This is a genomic window from Mycobacterium sp. DL440, from assembly GCF_011745145.1.
In the GTDB taxonomy this organism is placed as follows: Bacteria; Actinomycetota; Actinomycetes; order Mycobacteriales; family Mycobacteriaceae; genus Mycobacterium.
Genome location: NZ_CP050191.1, coordinates 5964487 through 5985923, shown reverse-complemented (window position 1 = coordinate 5985923; position 21437 = coordinate 5964487). Strand labels below are relative to the sequence as shown.

Here is a 21437-nt window from a genome sequence, read left to right as displayed (position 1 = left end):
GGATCAGAAGGCGTCGAACCCGGTTTCGATCGGGTTGTGCGACGCGACATCGGTGTGGGACTGCGAGTGCGAGTCGTAGCTGTTACCCGAGCCCAGCGCCGAGCTGGTGTCGTTGTGCGACCCGAAGGACGTGTCGTTGTGCGACGCGGTGTCGTTGTTCGACGCGAACGCCGTGTCGTTGCCCGACCCGATGTTCGAGGTGTAGCTCGACGAGTGGTCCTCGACGCTGTGGGTGTTCTCGGTCTGGACCGAGGTGTGCGTCGAGTTGTCCTGGGTATTGCGGCTGCCGTAGTCACCGTCGACCGTGGTCTGGTTGCCGCCGACCGCGTGGGTCGAGGCATCGGTGAGGATGATCGAGCCGGCGTTGCCGCCGTCGCCACCGGACGCACCGCCGCTGCCGATACCGATCAGGCTGTCGCCGCCGGACGCGCCACCGCCGTGGCCGCCGCTCATGTCGACGTCCTTGATCACCGGACCGTCGTTGCCGGACACCACGTCGCCGCCGGCGTGCTGCGAGCTGTCCTCGATGGCGTTGTCCTTGCCGACCGCGACGTGTGAGCCGGAACCGGCCAGGATGTCGCCGTTGTTCATGGTGTTGCCGTCACCGAGCACCGCACCGTCACCGCTGACGATGTCACCCTTGTTGTCGCCGTCGACCACCACGCCGCCGTTGGTGGCGGTGTTGGTGCTCTTGTCGCCGAGGGTGATGTCACCGAAGCCCAGGTTGAACGCACCCTGCTGGGCGTTCGCGCCGGCGTCCTGGTTGGGGCTCATGACCGGCACGTTGTTGTGGCTGGCCAGGTCGGTGTCGTTGTTGCTGGCCCAATCGGTGGAATTGTTGCTGGCGAACTGCGTCTGCGGGGAGAAGGGTGAGGCGACCTGGTTTCCGAATGAGGCCGGGATGCTGTGATGGTCGGCGACCGCGCGCTGCAGGCCGAGCACCGGGTTGCCGCCACCGAGCAGGACACCGGCCGGGGCGGCGGTGGCCGCGACGGCGTGCAGCTGGGCCGCGGTCACGTTCGGCAGGCCGGCGTCACGCAGGCTGCCGTCCGGATCGGAGATGAACGAAGCTGCCGAGGCGGGGCTCCGGAACAGGTCCAGGATGAAGTCGATCAGAGAGGTCATTTCTCCAACCCTTTCGAATGTTTCTGGGAGTCTCTGGTGAGTCCCCCGCCGGGCTTTCCGGCGATCTGGAGACAACGTTATGGGTGCGCCGCGGCACCGGAAACGGGGTCGATTCCCCTCCCCGCATCTCCCCTATCCGGGGTGCAGGGGGCTACCCCAATAGGGGCATAGGGGATGCGTAGGGGCACGGGTGGTACCCCCAAATCTATTGATGTTTTCGCAGGTAAAACGCAATAAGCGCGCGACCACATGGGTCGCGCGCTTATGGGAGAGCTGGGTAGGTTCAGTCGAAGATGTCGAACCCACCGCCATCGTCGGTGTGGTGCTGGTCGTCCACGATCGGATGGTCCCAAACGGCATCCGATGCCGGATCCACGATCGGCGCATCATCGATGACCGGCTCGTTGAGCTGCAGCGATATGTCGTCGAGCGACTGGTGGGCAAGGCCGGCGTCGTCGATGGCCGGTGCCGAAGACACTGAAGTCACCACCTGGTCCACAGAGTCCGACTGGTCGATCACCTGGCCCACCGTCGCGTCCCAGGCATGGTTGGGGGCATCGACCGGCACGTGATCACCGAAGGCGTCGAATGCCGCAGTCGCCGCGCCACTGGCCCAGACGTTGCCGCCCGGGTCGGGGGCACCGAGGTCACCGAACGCGCCGCTGGTGCCGGCCGTCGACAACGACTCCGACACGACCGGAATCAGATTGTTGACGTCCGCGCTGGTCACATCCGACAGATGTGCGTCGGCGATGGCCTGTGCCGGGTCGGCGGCATAGTGGGCAGCAGCGTCGGGGTCGCGTACCAGCGACATCACAAAGTCCAGCAATGTGTTCGCCATGCTCCACCTCCTCAACAGTTCGCTTCGAATGCTAGCCAGCTGTGAGGGTGCTGGGATCGGTGCCGAACCCACCCCTGCCCACCCGCGATTAGGGGGGTGGGCATTAGGGGATTGACGCCACTAGGGGAACAATGCCGGGCCCTCGATGTCTCAGCAGTTAGGGTGAGGGTCGGCCGAGACAACAGGAGTGACGCCTGATGACTGACTCACTGGGGTTGTCGATCGGGATGACCAACCTGGTGGCAGCCCGCGAAGGCCGCCAACCGGTGATCCGCCGATCGATCTTCACACTGCACAACGACCGCGCACCGGACGTGGGCGAGTACACCGGCAGCGGGCTGCCGCTGGCCGGCTTCGTCGAGCGAGTGGGCGACCCGGTGCCTCTCGTCGCCGCCGATGGGTCCCAACACCGCGGTGAACTGGTGCTGGCCGAGGCGCTGGACGTGATGGCCCGCACCGCCGGCGGCGGTGCGCCCGTGGTGATCGCGGTACCGGCGCACTGGGGCCCGAGCACCGTCGGCGCGTTGCGCGGCGCACTCCGCAACAAGCCCGCGCTGTCGCCCCACGGCATTCCGCCAGGCCTGGTGCCCGACTCTTTGACCGCGCTGGCGGCACTGCAAGCCGATCCCGGGTTACCTGCCGACGGCGTCGTGGTGTTGTGCGATTTCGGCGGCAGCGGCACGAGCGTGACACTCGCCGACGCCGGAGCCGATTTCGCCACCATCGGACCGACTGTGCGTTATCCCGATTTCTCCGGCGATCAGATCGACCAGGCACTGCTCAACCATGTGCTCAGCGGGATCGCGACGGCCACCGATGCCGACCCGGCGGGCACCGCGGCGGTCGGTTCGCTGGCGAAACTGCGGGCGGAATGTCGGCACGCCAAGGAGCGGTTGTCCGCCGACACCGCGACGGCGATTCCCACCGAACTGCCCGGGTTCAACGCTGACGTCAGGGTGACCCGCCCAGAACTAGAGCAGCTGATGTCCGCGCCCCTGGCGGGCCTGCTGGATACCGTCGAAGACATGTTGCAGCGCAACAACATTGCGTTGTCGAGCGTGAACGCGGTCGCTACCGTCGGCGGCGGAGCGGCGATCCCCCTGGTGACCCAGCGCCTGTCCGAGCGGTTGCGCGCGCCGGTGGTGACGACGGCCCAGCCCCAACTCCGGTCCGCCCTCGGGGCCGCCCTCGTCGCCGAGCGCGTCATCGACGCCGCTGCACCGACCGGCATGGCCCCCGAGGTGGCGGCTGCCGATGCTCCCACCGGCATGGCTCCCACCAGCCTCGGACCGGCTGCCTGGGCGGCGGGCGCCACCATGGCGCAACCGGCGGCCGACGACGGGGATGCGGGGAGCGCCCTGGCCTGGTCGCAGGACGACGCACCTGGCAATGAACCGGTGCCCTATGCGGGCGGCGAGTACGAAGCCGCGCCCGGCACGACCGCGGCGCGGCCTCCCGTCGAGTTCAGCCACGACGAGGAGCTGTCGGCCGCCGCGCCGGCGCCCCTCGCCTGGTACAAACGGCCACCGATCCTGTTCGGAGCGGCGGCCGCTGCCGTGCTGCTGGCCGCGGGCGGCCTCGCAGTGACGTTGACCAGCTCCGAGGGAGATTCCACCCCGGTCACCGAGACCAGCACCACCTATTCGATGGGTCCGTCCCCGGAGGGGCCGCCGCCTGAGCCGGTCACCACCGTGACCGAGGGTCCCGACGGGATTGAGACCACCACGGTCATCGCACCCCCACCGCCGCCGCCGGAGACGACGACGTCCGCGCCGGAGACCACCACGACGACGAGCCCGACCACAACCACCACAACGACGACGACCACCACAACGACGCAACCGACCACGACCACGACCACCACGACGCAACCGCCGACGACAACGACGCAGCCCCCGACGACAACGAAGCCGCCGACCACCACCCAGCCGCCGGTGACCACCACAGCGGCGGAGGCCCCAGGCGGCGGAGCCTAGGTCGGCGCTGATGACCGCCCCGGCACCGGAACCCGTTCCGGAGCTCCCGTTGGCTGCCCGATCAGCGATCAGTGCGGTGCTGGCCAACCCCGCCGCGCCGGTCAAGCTGTTGCTGTCCGGCGGCGTCGGAACCGGGAAGAGCACGGTGCTCACCGAGATCCGCAGCGCACTGCGCGAGGCCGGTCGCACTGTGCTGACCCGTGCACCCCGGTCGGGCGATGCACCCGAGGCGGCGTTCGTCGTCGACGACGCAGACCAGCTGGCCGATACCGAAATCGACTGTCTTGCAGAGAAAGTCGCGGATCCATCGGCGACTGTGGTGGTGGCGTGTGAGCCGTTGACCCACCGCCCACCGTTGCAGGCGTTGACCACCGCGCTGGAGCGGGAGAACCCGGTGCTGCGACTCGGGCCGCTAGCCGCAGCCGAGGTGGGCCGGGTGCTGAGCACGGCGCTGGGGTCTCCGGCCACCGTGGAAACCGTGAGATCGGTGCTCGCGGCAACCGCGGGCCTACCGTTTCTGTTGCGGGCGGCCGCAGACGCGGTCGAGGCGCCGGCCGAAGCGGCGCGGTTCGCATTGCTGCAACGGTTACGCCGGGTTGACGACGCCACCCGCGATGCGCTGCTGATCCTGTCGCTGAGCCACGATCTCGGCCCCGACGATGTCGCGGCAGCGCTGCGTCTGACCGGCGCGGAGGCGTCGGTGCTGGTGGATCGGGCCCGCGCCGGCGGGTTGGTGGAGCCGTCCCACGACCGGCGGTTCGTGCGACTGGTTCATGAATCGCTCGCCCAGATCGCCGGTACCGCGCGCCATCACGAGATCGAAATCTCCCTGCTCACTTCGCAACTCGAGCTGTCGACCTTGTCGGCCGACCTCGCGGTGCGCCTGGCCGAGCACGGACTCCGCGATGACCGGCTGGCCGAGGCGCTGACCGAGCACGCCGCCCACAATCGCGCCCGGCCCACGCGGGCCGCCCGGCTCTACCGCGCCGCGGTCACGGCCGGGGCCGCCGCAGTGAGCACCCGACTGGCCGACGCCCTGGCGCTGGCCGGGGACTGCACCACCGCGGCCCGCATGGCCGATGAACTGCTCGGGTCCGAGGACCCGTCCGAACGGGCCATCGCGGTCAGGGTCGCGGCCAGCGTCGCCATGCACGATGGCGGCGCAGCCCAGGCCGCCGACCTGTTCCGGTGGCTCGGCCCCGCTCCCGACACCTTGATCAGCTCAGCCGCCACGACAGCCTTCCTCGCCGCCGGCGACGGCGAAGCGGCGCGGGCTTCGTCGAGCTCCGAGGTGACCGGACCACCCACCTCGACGGCGAGGGCGGCGCGCAGCCTGTCCGAAGGTCTGGTGCTGTCGTTGGATCAGCCGTTCGCCGTGACCGTGGCCCGGCTGGGGCAGGCGGTCACCACTGAGTACCAGGCCAGCGGTGTGGCCCCCGATACCCCGGCGGCGCTGGTGACCCTGGCGGCACTGCACGGTGGCGACTCGGTGCGGGCACGCAGTGTGATCAGCCGCGCGGTGCGGGCAGGCGGCGCGGGTGAGGAGGCGTTCAGCGCGGCGCGCCACCGCCTGTTGTTGGGTTGGGTGAAGATGCAGGATGGTCAGCTCGGCGCGGCCGGCGCCGACGCTGCCGCCGCCGAAGCGGGTGAAGATCTGCACCGGAGAGACGCGTTGTGGGCCGCGGCGCTGCGTACCGCAATCGCCCGGCGCAGCGGGGACAGCGGCGCTGTCCAGAAGCACTGGTATGCCGCGGTCGAGGTGCTGGCCGAGTATTCGATCGACCTGTTCTCGATGCTTCCGCTGGGTGAGTTGTGGGTGGCCGGCGCCAGGATGCGTCAGGTCGATCGCCTGGAACACACGTTGTCCGAGGCGTGGAGCCTGCTTGCGGCGCTGGGTAATCCGGTGTTGTGGTCGGTGCCGCTGCACTGGGCCGGTGTGCACGCCGGAATCCTGGCCAACTCGCCCGGAGCCGTCGCCCCGCACGGGCAGTCGCTGACCACCGCGGCCACACAGAGCGCGTTCGCCCGCGCGCTGGCCACTGCCGGGCGCACCTGGCTGCGGGTGCTGGCCAATCACGTCGACACCGATGAGGTCACCACCGCGGCCCGTGCTCTGTCGCAGTTCGGCCTGACCTGGGACGGCACCCGACTGGCCAGCCAGGCCGCACTGCAGACCCCGGATGCCCGGGTGTCCCAGGCGATGTTGCAACTGGCCCGCGATCTCAAACAGACCAGCGCGGTTGATGAGGTCGAGGTCGCCGTGGCGACCCCTCTGGGCGCCGTACCCCAGGCGCCGGCTCCGGCGTCGACCAAGTTGTCCGACCGCGAGCGGGAGGTGGCCGAACTGCTGCTGCTCGGAATGCCCTACCGCGACATCGGCAGCCAGTTGTTCATCTCGGCGAAGACCGTCGAGCATCATGTGGCCCGGATCCGGCGACGCCTCGGCGCCGAGTCGCGCACCGAGATGTTGTCGATGCTGAGGGCGATGCTTGCGCCGCAGGACTAGTAACAGGCCCTCTCCTTGGCGAAGGAATAGGCCTGTGGGTCAACCGACACCAGCGACGGGCCCTTACCCGAAAGGGCAAGGGCCGACCGAGTTCTCGACTACGGGGTCACTCAGCCCCGCCCGAATTGGCATGCCGGGCCTTGACCTTCGCACCGTCGGCACCCTTTGAACTGGGCGCACGCTTGGCTTCCTTGCCGAGCGCTCCACTGATGTTCTTCCCGACCCCGGAAAGAGCGGACTTCACCTTCTTCACCGGGTTACCCGGGTTACGCGACTGCCCGGTCGTCGAAGAACCCGCCGTCTTGGTACTGCCCTGGGTTGCAACGCCTTCTCTGGCCGCTGTCGAGTCTGTAGATACGGCTGTGCCGGTCGACACAGTCGATGTCGGAGACGCCGGCGCCGCGGTGACCGCGGTCGGCGCGGAGAGGGCCTTGGCAATGGCCTCCGCCCTCTTGAGGATGAGGCTCAGTACCGGGCCGCCGACGGCGATGGAACCCGTGCTGCCCTTGAATTGAATGTCGATGAGGCCTCCGGCCGAGTTGAGAACCCGGTCGACGTCCGCGGGCGCGTTGGCAATGACCGTCAGGCTGGCTGTGACGTATTCACATTCTTGTCACATTCAAAAAATTTCTGGAACACGTTCCAATTGACGCGACAGCAACGTCACGCCGAAGCTTTCCGCCGCCCAGCGACCGCGGCGAAAAGCCGTCCGCGAAATCGATGACGCCGACTCATTCGCCGGGTCTCCGAGGAGCCCGGCCGCTTCGTGGCCCTGCACCAACGACGAGCACAGCGCGGTGTTAGCGATGCCGCCGCGCCGCCGAGGCAGGCTTCTTTGAGGGCACTGGGCTGCGGGGGCGGGCGACGCCGCGCTGAGACCTGCCCCACAGTGAGCTTCAACTTAGGTAAGCCTCGGTAGCGGTAGGAAACTCCAAAATGTCACTATGAGCTGAAGGAAGCTAAGTTACCGACGGGTAACTAGGCCTAAGTTACCGTCGGGTAACTGGCGAAATGGAGGCATTTCTGTGGAGAGTCTCGAACACACCCTGACTCTGTCACGGCTGATTATCGGTGTGCTCGCCACGCTCGTAGTCCTGGCGTTCGCCGCCAAGCGCGTGCAGTGGCTGACGAAGCTGATCAGCTCGGGGCAGACACTCGGCGACGAGCGTGGCCGCAAAGACCATCTCGTCCAGCGCTTCCTGAACCAGAACAAGGAAGTCTTCGCCCAGTCGAAGCTCCTGAAGTGGTCCATCCCCGGCCTCGCGCACTTCTTCACCATGTGGGGCTTCTTCGTCCTCGCCACGGTGTACCTCGAGGCCTACGGAGTGCTGTTCAACCCCGAGTTCCACATCCCGTTCGTCGGCCGCTGGGCAGTGCTCGGCTTCCTGCAGGACTTCTTCGCCGTCGCCGTGCTGGCCGGCATCATCGTCTTCGCGATCATCCGCATCCGGAAGAACCCCGAGCAGCTCGGCCGCGAATCCCGGTTCTACGGTTCGCACAACGGCGGCGCCTGGACCATCCTGATCATGATCTTCCTGGTCATCGCGACCTACGCGGTGTTCCGCGGCGCGGCCGTCAACGTGCTCGGCGAGAACTTCCCGTACCAGTCCGGCGCCTTCTTCTCCGACGGCATGGCCGCGCTGCTGGCCCCGCTGGGCCACACCGCCAACGTGTGGCTGGAGAGCATCGCACTGCTGGCCCACCTGGGCGTCATGCTGGCCTTCCTGCTCATCGTGCTGCACTCCAAGCACCTGCACATCGGTCTGGCCCCGATCAACGTCACCTTCAAGCGTCTGCCCGACGGCCTCGGCCCGCTGCTTCCCATGGAGTACAAGGGCGAGCAGATCGACTTCGAGGATCCCTCCGAGGACGCGGTGTTCGGTAAGGGCCGCATCGAGGACTTCACCTGGAAGGCCAACCTCGACATGGCGACCTGCACCGAGTGCGGTCGTTGCCAGTCGCAGTGCCCGGCCTGGAACACGGGCAAGCCGCTGTCGCCCAAGCTCCTGATCATGAACCTGCGCGATCACCTGTTCGCCAAGGCTCCCTACATCATCGAGGGCAAGCCGATGCCGGAGGAGGGCTCGGTCGACTTCGCCGCGCTGGGCGACAGCCTCCACGGGCACGGTGTACCCGAAGACGGCTTCGCGCGCATCGAAGGTTCCGGCCCCGAGCAGGCGCTGCGCCCGCTGGTCGGCACCGCCGAGCAGGGCGGCGTCATCGATCCCGACGTGCTGTGGTCCTGCACCAACTGTGGCGCCTGCGTCGAGCAGTGCCCGGTGGACATCGAGCACATCGACCACATCGTCGACATGCGCCGCTACCAGGTCATGGTCGAGTCGGAGTTCCCCGGTGAACTCGGTGTGCTGTTCAAGAACCTCGAGACCAAGGGCAACCCCTGGGGCCAGAACGCCAAGGACCGCACCAACTGGATCGACGAGGTCGACTTCGACGTGCCGGTCTACGGCGAGGACGTGGAATCGTTCGACGGATACGAATACCTGTTCTGGGTGGGCTGCGCCGGCGCTTACGAGGACCGCGCCAAGAAGACCACCAAGGCCGTCGCCGAGCTGCTCGCCTCCTCGGGCGTGAAGTTCCTGGTGCTGGGCACCGGCGAGACCTGCACGGGTGACTCCGCTCGCCGCTCCGGCAACGAGTTCCTGTTCCAGCAGCTCGCCGCGCAGAACGTCGAGACCATCAACGAACTGTTCGAGGGTGTCGAGACCGTCGACCGCAAGATCATCACCACCTGCCCGCACTGCTTCAACACGATGAGCCGCGAGTACCCACAGCTGGGCGCCAACTACACCGTGGTGCACCACACGCAGCTGCTCAACCGGCTGGTCCGGGACAAGAAGCTGGTGCCGGTCAAATCCACCGGCGGCCCCGAGGTGACCTACCACGACCCGTGCTTCCTCGGTCGCCACAACAAGGTCTACGAGGCTCCGCGTGAGCTGGTCGAGGCCTCCGGCGTGACGCTGAAGGAAATGCCCCGCCACGCGGACCGCGGCCTGTGCTGTGGTGCCGGTGGCGCGCGGATGTGGATGGAAGAGCACATCGGCAAGCGCGTGAACGTGGAGCGCACCGAAGAGGCGATGGATACCGCCTCGACCATCGCGACCGGCTGCCCGTTCTGCCGTGTGATGATCACCGACGGTGTCGACGACGTCGCGGCCGCCCGCAATGTCGAGAAGGCCGAAGTGCTCGACGTGGCCCAGCTGCTGCTGAACTCGTTGGACAAGAGCGCCATCACGCTGCCCGAGAAGGGCACGGCGGCAAAGGAATCCGAGAAGCGGGCCGAGGCACGCGCGGAAGCCGAGGCCAAGGCCGAAGCTGCGGCACCTGCCGTCGAGGAAGCCGCGCCCGCGGAGCCGGCACCGGCTGCCGAGGCGCCTGCCGCACCGGCTGCGGCTCCGGCCCCGGTGAAGGGTCTGGGCATGGCCGGCGCCGCCAAGCGTCCGGGTGCGAAGAAAGCTGCGGCTCCGGCCGCGTCGGCCGCAGCCGCTGCCGAGGCCCCCGCGGCCCCGGCTGCACCCGTCAAGGGTCTGGGCATGGCCGGTGGCGCCAAGCGTCCAGGCGCCAAGAAGGCTTCGGCTCCGGCCGCGTCGGCCGCCCCGGCCGCTCCTGCGGCTCCGGCTGCCGAGGCTCCGGCGGCGCCGGCTGCTCCCGCGGCGCCGGTGAAGGGTCTGGGCATGGCGGCCGGCGCGAAGCGTCCGGGTGCCAAGAAAGCCGCACCTGCAGCGTCGGCTGCCCCTGCGGCTCCGGCTGCTGAGGCTCCCGCTGCTCCTGCTCCGGCGGCGGCCGAACCGGCCAAGCCGGAAACGCCGGTCGTGGGCCTGGGCATCGCTTCAGGCGCGCGTCGTCCGGGTGCCAAGAAGGCCGCTCCGGCTTCGCCCGCCGCTGCCCCAGCCGCACCCGCCGCCGAGCCGGCACCGGAACCGGCAGCAGAGAAGGCGGAAGCGCCAGCCGAGCCCGCCAAGCCGGAACCTCCGGTCGTGGGCCTGGGCATGAAGGCGGGCGTCAAGCGTCCCGGTAAGCGCTGAGCACGTCTTTTCACACCGAAATGGCCATCTCCCCGCGAGGGGAGGTGGCCATTTCGCGTCTCAGCGCAAGAACCAGCACGTTCGTCACAGTGCGCCCCAGGTCCATAACCGCCCCCAAAGTCGACTGACCGGCGCCGGCCGAGTGTGGCGGTGGCCACCTACCACATGGGCAAATTCCAAAATCAGTGGACGGTGATGAGACCATGGTGGGCGTGACTACTCATCAGTTGCCGTGGCAGACCGGTCAGAACCCGAAGCCGCGTACATTCGCCCAGTCCACAAAGCTGCAGGACGTCCTGTACGAGATCCGTGGGCCGGTACACGAGCACGCCTCACGGCTGGAAGCTGAAGGTCATCGCATCCTCAAGCTCAACATCGGCAACCCCGCGCCGTTCGGCTTCGAGGCACCCGATGTGATCATGCGCGACATGATCCAGGCCCTCCCCAACGCGCAGGGCTATTCGGATTCGAAGGGCATCGCCAGCGCGCGCCGCGCGGTGTTCACCCGGTACGAACTGGTCGAGGGTTTCCCCCGGTTCGACATCGAAGACGTCTACCTGGGCAACGGTGTCTCCGAGCTCATCACCATGACCCTGCAGGCGCTGCTGGACAACGGCGATCAGGTGCTCATCCCGGCACCGGATTACCCGCTGTGGACGGCCTCGACCGCGCTGGCCGGCGGTACCCCGGTGCATTACATGTGCGACGAGACCCAGGGCTGGAATCCCGACGTCGCCGACATCGAGTCGAAGATCACCGAGCGCACCAAGGCGCTCGTGGTGATCAACCCGAACAACCCGACGGGCGCGGTGTACAGCCGCGAAACCCTGGAGCAGATGGTGGAGTTGGCCCGCAAGCATCAGCTCTTGCTGTTGGCCGACGAGATCTACGACAAGATCCTCTACGACGACGCCAAGCACATCTCCCTGGCCACGCTGGCGCCCGACCTGTTGACCCTGACGTTCAACGGGCTCTCCAAGGCTTACCGGGTGGCGGGTTACCGCTCCGGCTGGCTGGTCATCACCGGCCCCAAGGAGCACGCGACCAGCTTCATCGAGGGCATCAGCCTGTTGTCGAATATGCGGCTGTGCCCGAATGTGCCTGCCCAGCATGCGATCCAGGTGGCCCTCGGCGGCCATCAGAGCATCGACGACCTGGTGTTGCCGGGCGGCCGGCTGCTCGAGCAGCGTGACACCGCGTGGACCAAGCTCAATGAGATCCCCGGGGTGTCCTGCGTGAAACCCTCCGGAGCGCTGTACGCGTTCCCGCGCCTGGATCCCGAGGTGCACGACATCCACGATGACGAGCAACTGGTGCTCGACCTGTTGTTGCAGGAGAAGATCCTGCTGACCCAGGGCACCGGATTCAATTGGCCCACACCGGATCACCTCCGCATCGTCACCTTGCCGTGGTCCCGCGACCTGGCCCAGGCCATCGAACGACTCGGCAACTTCCTGGCCGGCTACCGCCAGTAGGTAGGCGGGGATTGGCCGAGAACCGGCGAAGAACGTTCGCTTTCTATCGCATGTTCAAATAATTGTCGCGGGCGGAATCTACGCGACGTGGCAAACGCCAAATCCTGGCCCCGAACCAATCTCAGCAATGCCCACAGTCGAGCACGCTCAACGCGGTTTCCTGCATATATGCGACCACGTCAGGAGCATTGGCGAAGCAGTGCGCATTTGCGGCCGCGACCCCCGCGCAATAGCTAGTTCGTTTGCCTAACGACCATTTCCCGGTCAGCAACCATTCCGATCACACACCCAGCGCGCGCCGCCCCGGCCTTCTAGAACGTGTTGCATTTTTTGCGGTTTTCTCAGCCTTGTCACAGATATGGTTCGACACCGCCGGTCACCACGGTCCGGCGTTGTTGATCCAGAGGAGACAAATCTTGCGCACTGCCCTCCGGCCCTACGCGACTGCCGGCGCAGCCATGGCCACCGCCGGCGCCATCGCGTTCAGTCTCGTAGGCCCGCCCCCGGCGCTGTCCGACACAAAGCTTCCGGCGGTGTACTCAACCACGGCGGACGTCGAACTCACTGCCCTCGCCGATTCGTTCGTCAACCCCGTCACGCGATGGGTAGAAGTTCTGGAAGCGACGAACAGCAGCCTGTCGACGCTTGTCCAGACGGCAGCAGCCGACCCGATGCCGGTCCTGCGGCAGATCATCGCCAATCAAACCGCGTACGCGAACCTGATCGGTACCGCGCTGTCGACGACCGCCACTGGACTCGGCCAGTGGCTGACGTCCGAACAAGGGAACGGTTTCGGGGACACATTGCCGACGGCGCTTCCGCTGATCATCGAAAGCCTCTCGCAGGGTGACGTGTTGGGAGCTCAGGCCGAACTCTCCAGCACCCTAGGTGCGCTCGCGACAAACCTGTTCGGGCTGCTCGACCTCCTTTCATTGCCCTACCAGATATCGGCAAACGTGACGGCCGCCCTGGGGACGATCGTCAGGACGTCACTGTTCGATACCGGGCTCGTGGGAAGGACCGGCTTTGGCCTGTTGTCCACGGTGCAAATGGGGCTCCAACAACTGGGTGTTTCGGGACAAGCATTCGTTGATGCCGTGGAGGCCGGTGACCCCGTGGCTGCGCTCAGCACGGTGGTGAATCTTCCCGCCGATTTCACCGATACGGTCGTCAATGGATATGTCAACCGGTTCGGAAAGAGGATCGGGGGCCTCCTGACGTTTACCCCTGCCACCTCCAGCGGGTGGAGCCTGGGTAGCGCAATGCTCGTGCACATTCCTCAGGCGATTGCGGCGGCGATCACCCCGCCTCCCCCCGCCGGCGCCACAGTTGGCGATGTCGCGTCGTTGCCATCCCCGGCAGCCAAAACCCTTGCACTGAACGTGGGTTCGGCAAGCGAGACCGCCGACGTACCGTCCGTGCGCGTGGCCGCCGAAACGGTCACCGCCGACAGCAAGATCAGTGACGACAGCAAGACCGCCGGCCCGGCAACCCCGCTGGTGCGTCACAGCCCGATCGCGAAGCCCGGCAAGGCCGGATTCAGCGCCGCGGACAACGACCGGGCGACCCCGGTCAAGGACGTCCGCCACGGGATCAAGGGCGCCGCCAAGAAGTTCGGCGACAACGTCAAGCAAGCTGCCAAGGGCCTGAGCGCAAAGCGCGCCTCCTCGGGTTCCCAGACCAGCGACTCCGGTGACTCGCGGAGCGACAGCAGCGAGTAAGAACGCTTCAGGCAATCGGACCCCACCGGCATCGGTGGGGTCCGATCGGCGTGGGGTCAGCCGTTCTGGCGATAGCCACTCGGCGACACCCCCACGCGGCGCCGAAACACCGTCGCGAAGTGGTTCGGTGTCGTAAAGCCGACCGCAGTACTGATTTCAGCGATGGATTGCGATGTCGTCATCAACAGCGACTTGGCCCGATCGATACGCCGGTCCAGCAGGTATTGATGAGGAGTGGTGTGGAATGCGGCGGCAAATGCCTTGATGAACCGGCCGACTGACATCTCGGCGAGACCCGCCAACGTCTCCAGGGTGATCTCCGACTCCAGCCCGTCCTCGAGGTACTCGACAAGGGCCGACCGGGTGCTGAGGTCCAGCACGTCGCGCCGCCTCGTTGCGCGCCGGGGCCCGGCCGACACGCAGGTGTCGGCGATGTGCAGTCGAAGAGTCTCGGCCAGAGAGTCCTTGAGCAACCGGGCCGGAGCATCGTCACGGCCGAAGAGTTTGGCCAATCCCTCGATCAGCTGATACATCAGGGGATCTCGCTTCTTGACGCGTGGCACCAGAGACGTCCCGCCGACCGCCTGAATGGGAACCGCGATCTCGCAGAATCCCGCGGGCTCACCGCCTTGGACCTGCGATACACACCCCTCCCCGGCCGGCACCACCCAAACATCGCCCACCCGGGGCGGGCCATCCGACGGCCCCCAATCCTGGACCGTCTCCATCGAGTGCGGACTACCCTCGCGGTGCACATAGATCAGGTGCCGCGAGTCATCGAAACAGCACCAGTCGGTCGGTTCATCGATGTGCTCGGTTGCGAACCGGAGACGTAAGCCTCGTGCCACCATGTCTTGCTGCGTGAGGACGATCCGCGGGGTCAGGGTCCGCTCGCCGTTCCATACGTCCAGAGGCACAGCCCGAGACACTACAGACGCGGCATTGACGCAGGAGGCAGTTTGCCCGCAGCACTTTCTACGCCCGAGAAATCAACCCCGATATCTCAGTGTCACGGGAGATGCCGATCGTGTGGGCGGGCGCACAGGCAATTCACCAGTCGATTCACCTACCCTGACCGGGTGGCGCACACGCATTCCCACTCCCATTCGCTGGCCGGCCCGTCTCCGTTGGGTCCGCTGGCCGCCCGGATCGTGGTCGGCCTGCTGATCGCCATCGGCCTCGCGATGCTCATCGGCGCCGCGGTGCTGTGGCCCAGCCATCAGAAGGTCGACATTCCGCTGCCCTTCCAGAACGCCGCGGGCGGGGCCGTCACCACCGAGGCCGGGCACGTCGCATCCAGTACCCTGGCAGATTGTGGCAGCCCGTCGGCGGGCGGCGTGTTGACGTCGGCACCGAGGCCCGCCGAACCGGGCGGCGGCACGTGTGTGCAGAACCTGGTGGCCATCGATTCCGGGCCGAACAAGGGCGCCAAGACGCTGCTGGAGTTCACCACCGGCCCCGGGCAGCCGAATCTTGCTGCCGGAGACAGTATTCGGGTGAGCCGGCAGGTCGACGAGGCCGGCACGACCACCTACGCGTTTTTCGACTACGAGCGCACCTGGCCATTGGTCGCCCTGGCCGTGGTGTTCGCGGTGGTGATCGTGGCCGTGGCGCGCTGGCGCGGACTGCGGGCCATCGTCGGCATCGTGGTGGCCTTCGCTGTGTTGATGATCTTCCTGTTGCCCGCGCTGCGCGACGGCGCCCCGGCGATCCCGGTGGCACTGGTGGCCTCGGCCGCGATTCTCTACGCGGTGATCTATCTGGCCCACGGCGTCAGCCTGCGCACCAGCGCGGCCCTGCTGGGCACTCTCACCTCACTGCTGCTGGCAGCGATACTGTCCTGGGCGGCAATCGAATTGGCCCACTTGACGGGGTTATCCGAGGACCAGAACAACGAAGTCGCCGCGTATATGGGCAACGTGTCGATCACCGGGCTGTTGTTGGCCGGGTTCATCATCGGCTCACTCGGTGTACTCAACGACGTGACCATCACCCAGGCCTCGACGGTGTTCGAGCTGGCAGAGCACGGCAGCAGCCGGCGGTCGATCTTCGTCGGCGCCATGCGGGTGGGCAGTGACCACATCGCCAGCACCGTCTACACCCTGGTGCTGGCCTATGCCGGCAGTGCCCTGCCGCTGTTGCTGTTGTTCAGCGTGGCCAACCGGTCACTGGGTGACGTGCTCACGGGTGAGAGCGTGGCGATCGAGATCGCCCGCTCCGCTGTGGGCGGCATCGCCCTGGCTCTGTCGGTCCCGTTGACGACGGGGATCGCGGCTGTGCTGGCCACGCCCGCGCCCACCACCAGGACGAAATAGCCTGCGGCTCAGCCGACGAGGTCCTTTTCGGTGAGCTCGGTGGCGGCCAGTGCGGCGGCCAGGGTGTCGTGACGGAACGCCGACGTGACGTGGTCGTGTACCACCCGGAACGCCGCAGCACCGGTGCGGGTGGTCCCGTCGGCCGCCATAATGGTCTGTTCGACGACGACCACGCCGTCGTGCACGAACATCCGTCCCGGCGTCACGGTGTCCCCGCCGGATGCGGCCCACTCACGTAGGGCGGCGTGCCCTTGGGCGGCACCGTTGGCATCGCCCACCTCGATGTCATCGCTGGACAGCGCGATCAGCGTGTCGATGTCGTCTTCGTCCAGCGCGTCATGCCAGGCCAGAACCGTGGCGATCTCGGATGTGGTCATGAACGAAACGTACGCCTCTCAGAACGGTGTGCGGTCGAGCCACGCATCCCAGGTTGCGGTGTCGCCGAACACTTCCAGCCCGAGGTCGGCAGCTTTGCGCCGGCGCGTGACTGCCATCAGCAGCTTCTGAGCCGGGCCTTTCAGCGCGACGGTGCCCTTGCCGTGGCTGTGGGACCACGCGAGCCCGTCCTCGTCGTGCTCGACCGTCCACTCCCCCGTCGGCCCCAGACCGTCGTCGGTCGCGTGCAGATGGATGCCGGAGCCCATCGCGAGCGGTTCTTCATGCCGCTTCTTGGCCAAGGCGGTGGCGATCTCCAGCCATTCACTGACCGCATCGGCGGCGAGGTCCGCCGGCAGCACGAACTCGGTTCCCACCGCCAACGCCGCGTCGGCGTGGTGGACCGCCGCCTCGTGGACGCGGCGCCGTACCCACCAACCCGCGGGTTTGGGGCCCAGGAACGTCCACACCCTGGCGTCGGTGCCGATCTGGTCCACTGACTTGAGGACCTGGGCCGCGCCCGCGTTGAGCCACTCGATGGCGGTGTCGAGATCATCGGGCGGCCTGCCCCCGTGGACATCACGCGGGTCGAGAGGCGAAACCCGACGCTCGGAGATAATCTGTGCCGCCCAACGGTTTCCGCGCCCGACATGGCGGAACAGTTGCTTGAACGTCCAGTCCGGGCACGTCGGCACCGGCGTCTCGGGATCGCTGGAGGCGATCAGCTCCCCGAAGCTACGGGTCTGGTCGAGCAGAGCAGCTCGGAAGTCCACGTCACGAACCTACCGCTGTGCGTGCCTTTCCGAGTGTGATCGGCAGAGTCGACCAGCCGCGCAGGATTCGGGTGTCGCGGCGACTGCCTTCACCGGCTGCCCGCGCGTCCGGGAAGCGGTCGAAGAAGGTCTGCAGGCCCACCTGTCCTTCGGCTCTGGCCAATGCCGCACCGAGGCAGAAGTGCCGACCGCCGGAGAACGACAAGTGCCGACCGGCGTTGTCACGTTCGATGTCGAAACGGTGGGGGTCGGTGAACACCGCGGGATCGCGGTTGGCGCCGGCGAGATGCACGATGACGAGTTCTCCGGCCTGCACCGCGGTGCCGGCCACCTCGGTGTCGCGCAAGGCCACCCGCGCGCTCATCAGCACCGGTGAGTCCAGCCGCAGGATCTCCTCGACCGCGTTCGGCCACAACTCCGGACGCGCCGCCAGGGTCTGCACATGTTCGGGATGGTCGAGCAGCATCCGAATCCCGTTGCCCAGCAGGTTGACCGTGGTCTCGAACCCGGCTGCCAGCACCAGCCCGGCCAGCGCCCGCAGCTCGGCCTCGTTGAGCGGTTCTCCGGCCGCTCCGGCGTCGGAGGCCCGGATGATCTGGCTGAGCAGGTCGTCGCCGGGGTTGCGCCGCAGTTGGCGCAGGTGATCGGTCAGCCAGGTCTCGAATCCGTGGATGCCGGAGTTCACCGCCTGGTACTGCCCCCAGGTCAGCCCGATGTCCAGGCTGGGCGCGCCGAGTTCGCCGAACCGCAGGATCTGGGACCGATCCCCGTCGGGAACACCCAGGATGTCGCTGATCACCGCGACGGGCAGTTGCGCGCAGTACCGGTCGACGATGTCGACCACACCGTCGTCGTCCATCGAATCCAGCAGAGCGTTCGCGGTTTCCTGGACACGTTCCCGCAGCCGCCCGACCGCGCGGGTAGTGAATACCGAGGAGACCAGCTTGCGGTAGCGGGTGTGATCAGGCGGTTCCGTCGCGAGCAGTGACGGCGGACGCAGCGGGTGCAGCGACCCGGTGTCGGTCTTTTCGACGATCCAGCGCAGCGGACGCGGCAGGTTGCCGCCCAGCATCGAGACCCGGAAGTCATCGGAACGCAGCAGGTCGCTGGCGACGTCGTGGTCGAAGGTCATCAGGAGCGCACGGCCACGCACAATCGGCCCGCGACGGCGCATTTCGTCGGCGAAGGGCGCCGGGTCGGCCCGCACTGCAGGGTCGGCGACCAGCCGAGCTTGTGGATCACCGTGGCGCATCCCGTACGCAGAAATGCCTCGAACCACCCCGTGCAGGGCCATCCACCGGATTCGTTCCCGCATGGCCCGAGCCTACGACCGCGGAATTTGTTCTACAAGCGTCAAACAGTGGCGACGGGACGTCCCAACGCGTAGACCCGCCATCCGGCTTCCTGCCACCGGTGCGCGTCCAGGCAATTGCGGCCGTCCACAACGACTTTCACCCGCACCGTGTCGGCCAGCTCGGCCGGGTCCAGGTCGACGAACTCCGTCCATTCGGTGAGCACCAGCACCGCGTCGGCCCGGTCGCAGGCTTCGAGGACCGAGGTGGAGTAGTTCAGCGTCGGGAACACTCGCTGTGAGTTGTCCATCGCCTTGGGGTCATACACGTTGACCGCGGCCCCGTTCAGCTGCAGCATGCCCGCGACATTGAGGGCAGGCGAATCGCGCACGTCGTCGGATTCGGGTTTGAACGCCGCGCCGAGGACGGCGATGTTGGCGCCGAGTAGGGATCCGCCGCAGGCCCGCGTGGTCAGTTCCACCATCGCGGTGCGGCGGCGCATGTTGATGCTGTCGACCTCACGCAGGAACGTCAGCGCGTGGTTGGCGCCCAGCTCACCGGCACGGGCCATGAATGCGCGGATGTCCTTGGGCAGGCAGCCACCGCCGAAGCCCAAGCCCGCGTTGAGGAATCGCCGTCCGATACGGGGGTCGTAGCCTAGCGCGTCAGCCAGCAGGGTGACGTCGGCGCCGGCCGCCTCACACACTTCAGAGATCGCATTGATGAACGAGATCTTGGTGGCCAGAAAGGCATTGGCCGACACTTTGACCAGCTCCGCGGTCTGCAGATCCGTGACCAGGAACGGGACCCCGTCCTCGATCACCGGCGCGTAGAGTTCGCGCACCGCAGCCTCGGCCCGCAATGAATCGCTCTGCACCCCAAGCACAATCCGATCCGGGTGCAGGGTGTCGTGCACGGCGTAACCCTCACGCAGGAACTCCGGGTTCCAGGCCACCTCGACGTCGACGTCCGCAGGGGCGAGGCCGCGGGCCCGCTCGGCCAGGTCAGCCGCCGTGCCGACGGGGACGGTGGACTTGCCGACGATTACCGCCGACCGGCGCAGCCGCGGCACCAGGGTGTCGATGACGGCGTGCACGTGGCGCAGATCGGCGCTGTATTCGCCCTTCTTCTGCGGGGTACCGACGCCGAGGAAATGCACATCGGCGAAGTCGGCGGCCTCGTCATAGTCGGTGGTGAACCGCAGCCGCCCGGCAGACAGGTTGTCGTTCAACACCTTGCGCAGGCCGGGCTCGTAGAACGGGATGTCCCCCGCGGCGAGTTTGGCCACCTTGCCCGGGTCGATGTCGACCCCGATCACCTCGTGGCCGAGTTCGGCCATCCCCGCGGCGTGTGTCGCGCCCAGATAGCCGGTACCGAATACGGTGCATCGCATACTGCCTGGATAGGCCGCGAGTATGAGCTAGCCGCTACGTGACACTGAGCGGCAGGCCAACGTCAGGTAACGGTTTTCAGTGCCCACCAAATGACGGGAAGGGCCACAGCCCCCCACCGTCGCCGCCACCGCGCGAACCACCGGAGCGACCGGGGTTCCAATCGCCTGAGCCGCGACCCGGGTTCCAGTCACCCGAGCCACCCGAACGACCGGGATTCCAATCGCCTGAGCCCCGACCCGGGTTCCAGTCACCCGAACCTGAGCCTGGCCACTGCGGGGTTTCCGGTTCATGGCGCGACGGCGGATCCCACGGCCGCTGACGCTGCGGCGGGTCCCACGGCGGACGGAAGATGTTCGGCAGCCGCGGCGCGGGCGGCAGCACGACCAGCGGCGGGATGTACGGCGCCGGCGGGTTGTAGATCGGCGGGGCCGGCTCGGGAGCAGGCGGCGGAGCCTCGGGGACCGGAGCCGGAGCTTCGGGCGCCGGCGGCGGGGCCGCGGCGGGCTGCTCGACGTAGACCGTGCGGGGCGGCGCCTGCGGTGCGGGCGCCGGGGCCTCTTGGAGATGTGTATAAGCGACAGGCGAAATAACCAGCGCCACAACGCCAACCACGAACACGGATGTCAGCGCGGAGCCGACGAGCAGGAACGGTTTGCGCTCCTCTTCCATCGGCATCTCATCGCCGACGAGCCCGACGCCGCCGACCGGCGCGTCGCCCAGCGGGGCCATCTCGGTGGCCAGGCCGGCCAGCGCGTAGGCGCTGCCCGCGGTGGTGCCGTCAGGGTCCTGCGAATAGGCCAGCCCGACCGTGGTCGCCTCGAACGCGGGCGCGGTGGCCGAGGCCAGCGCGGCACCGCGGGCCAGCGCCATCTCCGGCTCGTCGGGGGCGCTGACCGGCAGCGACACCAGGTTCTCCAGATGCGCCTTCACCGAGGCGACGTCCACCCCAGCGCCCAGGACGAACATGCCGTCGGGCGCGGAATCGGACGCTTCGACCGCCGCGGCCATGTCGGTGAGCACGGCCATGGCGTCAGTGGTGTGCAGAGACTGCGCCAACACCTTGACCACCGAACCGTCGTCAGTCTTCACCACCGACAGCGTCGCAGCGTCACGGTCGATGAACAGCAGCGCCGTGGTGTCGTAACCGACCGCGCGGCCGACCGCCTGGGCCAGTGCCGCGGCGGCATGACTTTCGGAGACCAGCATGACGTCGTCGATGCCGTGCGCGGACAGTGTGTCGCGCAGCGCGGCCGCGTCCGAATGGTCCGTCCAGGTGACGCCGATCGACTTCAGATGGTGCCCACCCGTGGTGGCGCTCTCCTGAGTTCCGAGGATGGCCGCGACCACCTGATCGGATGCACTGATGCTTGCCGAATCATCACCGGCGGTGACATCGAAGACGTCGTGATCGACGGTGACGCCGTCCGCCTTCTCCCCCTCGACCAGCACCATGCGGACCGTCGTAGGTGCCATCGCCACACCCAATACGATGTCCACCAAGCCCTCCAATGTGTTTGCTGCACTGCCTATGTCGCCATTGCGCACACATTCCGCACGAACCGACAACTAGAACCTTTTTCGGTGTAACCAGCTTGATCGTT

General features: G+C 67.3%; 15 protein-coding genes. 6 read left to right on the top strand and 9 right to left on the bottom strand.

Going from position 1 to position 21437, the window contains the following annotated elements:
• Positions 1–3: 3 nt before the first annotated feature.
• Complete coding sequence (locus HBE63_RS29110) at positions 4–1125, bottom strand: IniB N-terminal domain-containing protein (RefSeq protein WP_166908473.1); 1122 nt, start codon at positions 1123–1125, stop codon at positions 4–6.
• Positions 1126–1408: 283 nt separating this feature from the next.
• Positions 1409–1966 (bottom strand): IniB N-terminal domain-containing protein, encoded by a 558-nt coding sequence (locus tag HBE63_RS29105; RefSeq protein ID WP_166908471.1) that lies wholly within the window; start codon positions 1964–1966, stop codon positions 1409–1411.
• Between the two features lie 197 nt (positions 1967–2163).
• On the opposite strand from HBE63_RS29105, the gene HBE63_RS29100 reads away from it, so the two are divergent.
• Together HBE63_RS29100 and iniR are read left to right on the top strand one after the other, a co-directional pair.
• The gene (locus tag HBE63_RS29100) at positions 2164–3942 is read left to right on the top strand and encodes an Hsp70 family protein (RefSeq protein ID WP_166908469.1); all 1779 of its coding nucleotides are present in this window, start codon (positions 2164–2166) and stop codon (positions 3940–3942) included.
• A 10-nt stretch (positions 3943–3952) separates the two neighbouring features.
• A complete protein-coding gene (gene iniR / locus HBE63_RS29095; RefSeq protein WP_166908467.1) occupies positions 3953–6448 on the top strand; it encodes an isoniazid response ATPase/transcriptional regulator IniR in 2496 nt (831 codons plus the stop codon).
• Between the two features lie 106 nt (positions 6449–6554).
• On the opposite strand, the gene HBE63_RS29090 is transcribed toward iniR, so the two are convergent.
• A complete protein-coding gene (locus HBE63_RS29090; protein WP_166908465.1) occupies positions 6555–6701 on the bottom strand; it encodes a hypothetical protein in 147 nt (48 codons plus the stop codon).
• 772 nt (positions 6702–7473) lie between these two features.
• Here HBE63_RS29090 and HBE63_RS29085 point away from each other — a divergent pair.
• From HBE63_RS29085 to HBE63_RS29075, 3 genes are all read left to right on the top strand, one after another.
• Entirely contained in the window at positions 7474–10491 is a 3018-nt protein-coding gene (locus tag HBE63_RS29085; RefSeq protein WP_166908463.1) for a heterodisulfide reductase-related iron-sulfur binding cluster, read from the top strand.
• Between the two features lie 185 nt (positions 10492–10676).
• Positions 10677–11966: a pyridoxal phosphate-dependent aminotransferase gene (locus tag HBE63_RS29080; RefSeq protein ID WP_166908461.1), complete on the top strand. Its 1290-nt coding sequence runs from the start codon at positions 10677–10679 to the stop codon at positions 11964–11966.
• Between the two features lie 458 nt (positions 11967–12424).
• A complete protein-coding gene (locus tag HBE63_RS29075) occupies positions 12425–13687 on the top strand; it encodes a hypothetical protein (protein WP_166908459.1) in 1263 nt (420 codons plus the stop codon).
• A 56-nt stretch (positions 13688–13743) separates the two neighbouring features.
• Here HBE63_RS29075 and HBE63_RS29070 read toward each other — a convergent pair whose 3' ends face one another.
• Positions 13744–14604 carry an AraC family transcriptional regulator gene (locus HBE63_RS29070; protein ID WP_243858362.1) on the bottom strand — a complete coding sequence of 287 codons (861 nt, stop codon included), beginning with the start codon at positions 14602–14604 and terminating at the stop codon, positions 13744–13746.
• Between the two features lie 162 nt (positions 14605–14766).
• On the opposite strand from HBE63_RS29070, the gene HBE63_RS29065 reads away from it, so the two are divergent.
• A complete protein-coding gene (locus HBE63_RS29065) occupies positions 14767–16002 on the top strand; it encodes a YibE/F family protein (protein WP_166908457.1) in 1236 nt (411 codons plus the stop codon).
• Between the two features lie 8 nt (positions 16003–16010).
• Here the strand turns inward: HBE63_RS29065 and HBE63_RS29060 are convergent, their stop codons facing one another.
• The 5 genes from HBE63_RS29060 to HBE63_RS29040 all read right to left on the bottom strand — a co-directional run bounded on the left by HBE63_RS29060 (position 16011) and on the right by HBE63_RS29040 (position 21333).
• Positions 16011–16379 (bottom strand): nuclear transport factor 2 family protein, encoded by a 369-nt coding sequence (locus tag HBE63_RS29060; protein WP_166908455.1) that lies wholly within the window; start codon positions 16377–16379, stop codon positions 16011–16013.
• An 18-nt stretch (positions 16380–16397) separates the two neighbouring features.
• Positions 16398–17150 (bottom strand): maleylpyruvate isomerase family mycothiol-dependent enzyme, encoded by a 753-nt coding sequence (locus HBE63_RS29055; protein ID WP_166908453.1) that lies wholly within the window; start codon positions 17148–17150, stop codon positions 16398–16400.
• A 1-nt stretch (position 17151) separates the two neighbouring features.
• Positions 17152–18465: a cytochrome P450 gene (locus tag HBE63_RS29050; protein ID WP_166908451.1), complete on the bottom strand. Its 1314-nt coding sequence runs from the start codon at positions 18463–18465 to the stop codon at positions 17152–17154.
• Positions 18466–18503: 38 nt separating this feature from the next.
• Complete coding sequence (locus HBE63_RS29045) at positions 18504–19835, bottom strand: UDP-glucose/GDP-mannose dehydrogenase family protein (protein ID WP_166908450.1); 1332 nt, start codon at positions 19833–19835, stop codon at positions 18504–18506.
• A gap of 76 nt (positions 19836–19911) precedes the next feature.
• Positions 19912–21333, bottom strand: a complete 1422-nt coding sequence (locus tag HBE63_RS29040; RefSeq protein WP_166902214.1) for a hypothetical protein — start codon at positions 21331–21333, stop codon at positions 19912–19914.
• Positions 21334–21437: the final 104 nt, after the last annotated feature.

Bases quoted from the DNA above. Each gene is read 5' to 3' on its own strand.
- HBE63_RS29110 (WP_166908473.1), bottom strand. From the start codon at position 1,125: ATGACCTCTCTGATCGACTTCATCCTGGACCTGTTCCGGAGCCCCGCC.
- HBE63_RS29105 (WP_166908471.1), bottom strand. From the start codon at position 1,966: ATGGCGAACACATTGCTGGACTTTGTGATGTCGCTGGTACGCGACCCC.
- HBE63_RS29100 (WP_166908469.1), top strand. From the start codon at position 2,164: ATGACTGACTCACTGGGGTTGTCGATCGGGATGACCAACCTGGTGGCA.
- iniR (WP_166908467.1), top strand. From the start codon at position 3,953: ATGACCGCCCCGGCACCGGAACCCGTTCCGGAGCTCCCGTTGGCTGCC.
- HBE63_RS29075 (WP_166908459.1), top strand. From the start codon at position 12,425: ATGGCCACCGCCGGCGCCATCGCGTTCAGTCTCGTAGGCCCGCCCCCG.
- HBE63_RS29060 (WP_166908455.1), bottom strand. From the start codon at position 16,379: ATGACCACATCCGAGATCGCCACGGTTCTGGCCTGGCATGACGCGCTG.
- HBE63_RS29050 (WP_166908451.1), bottom strand. From the start codon at position 18,465: ATGCGGGAACGAATCCGGTGGATGGCCCTGCACGGGGTGGTTCGAGGC.
- HBE63_RS29045 (WP_166908450.1), bottom strand. From the start codon at position 19,835: ATGCGATGCACCGTATTCGGTACCGGCTATCTGGGCGCGACACACGCC.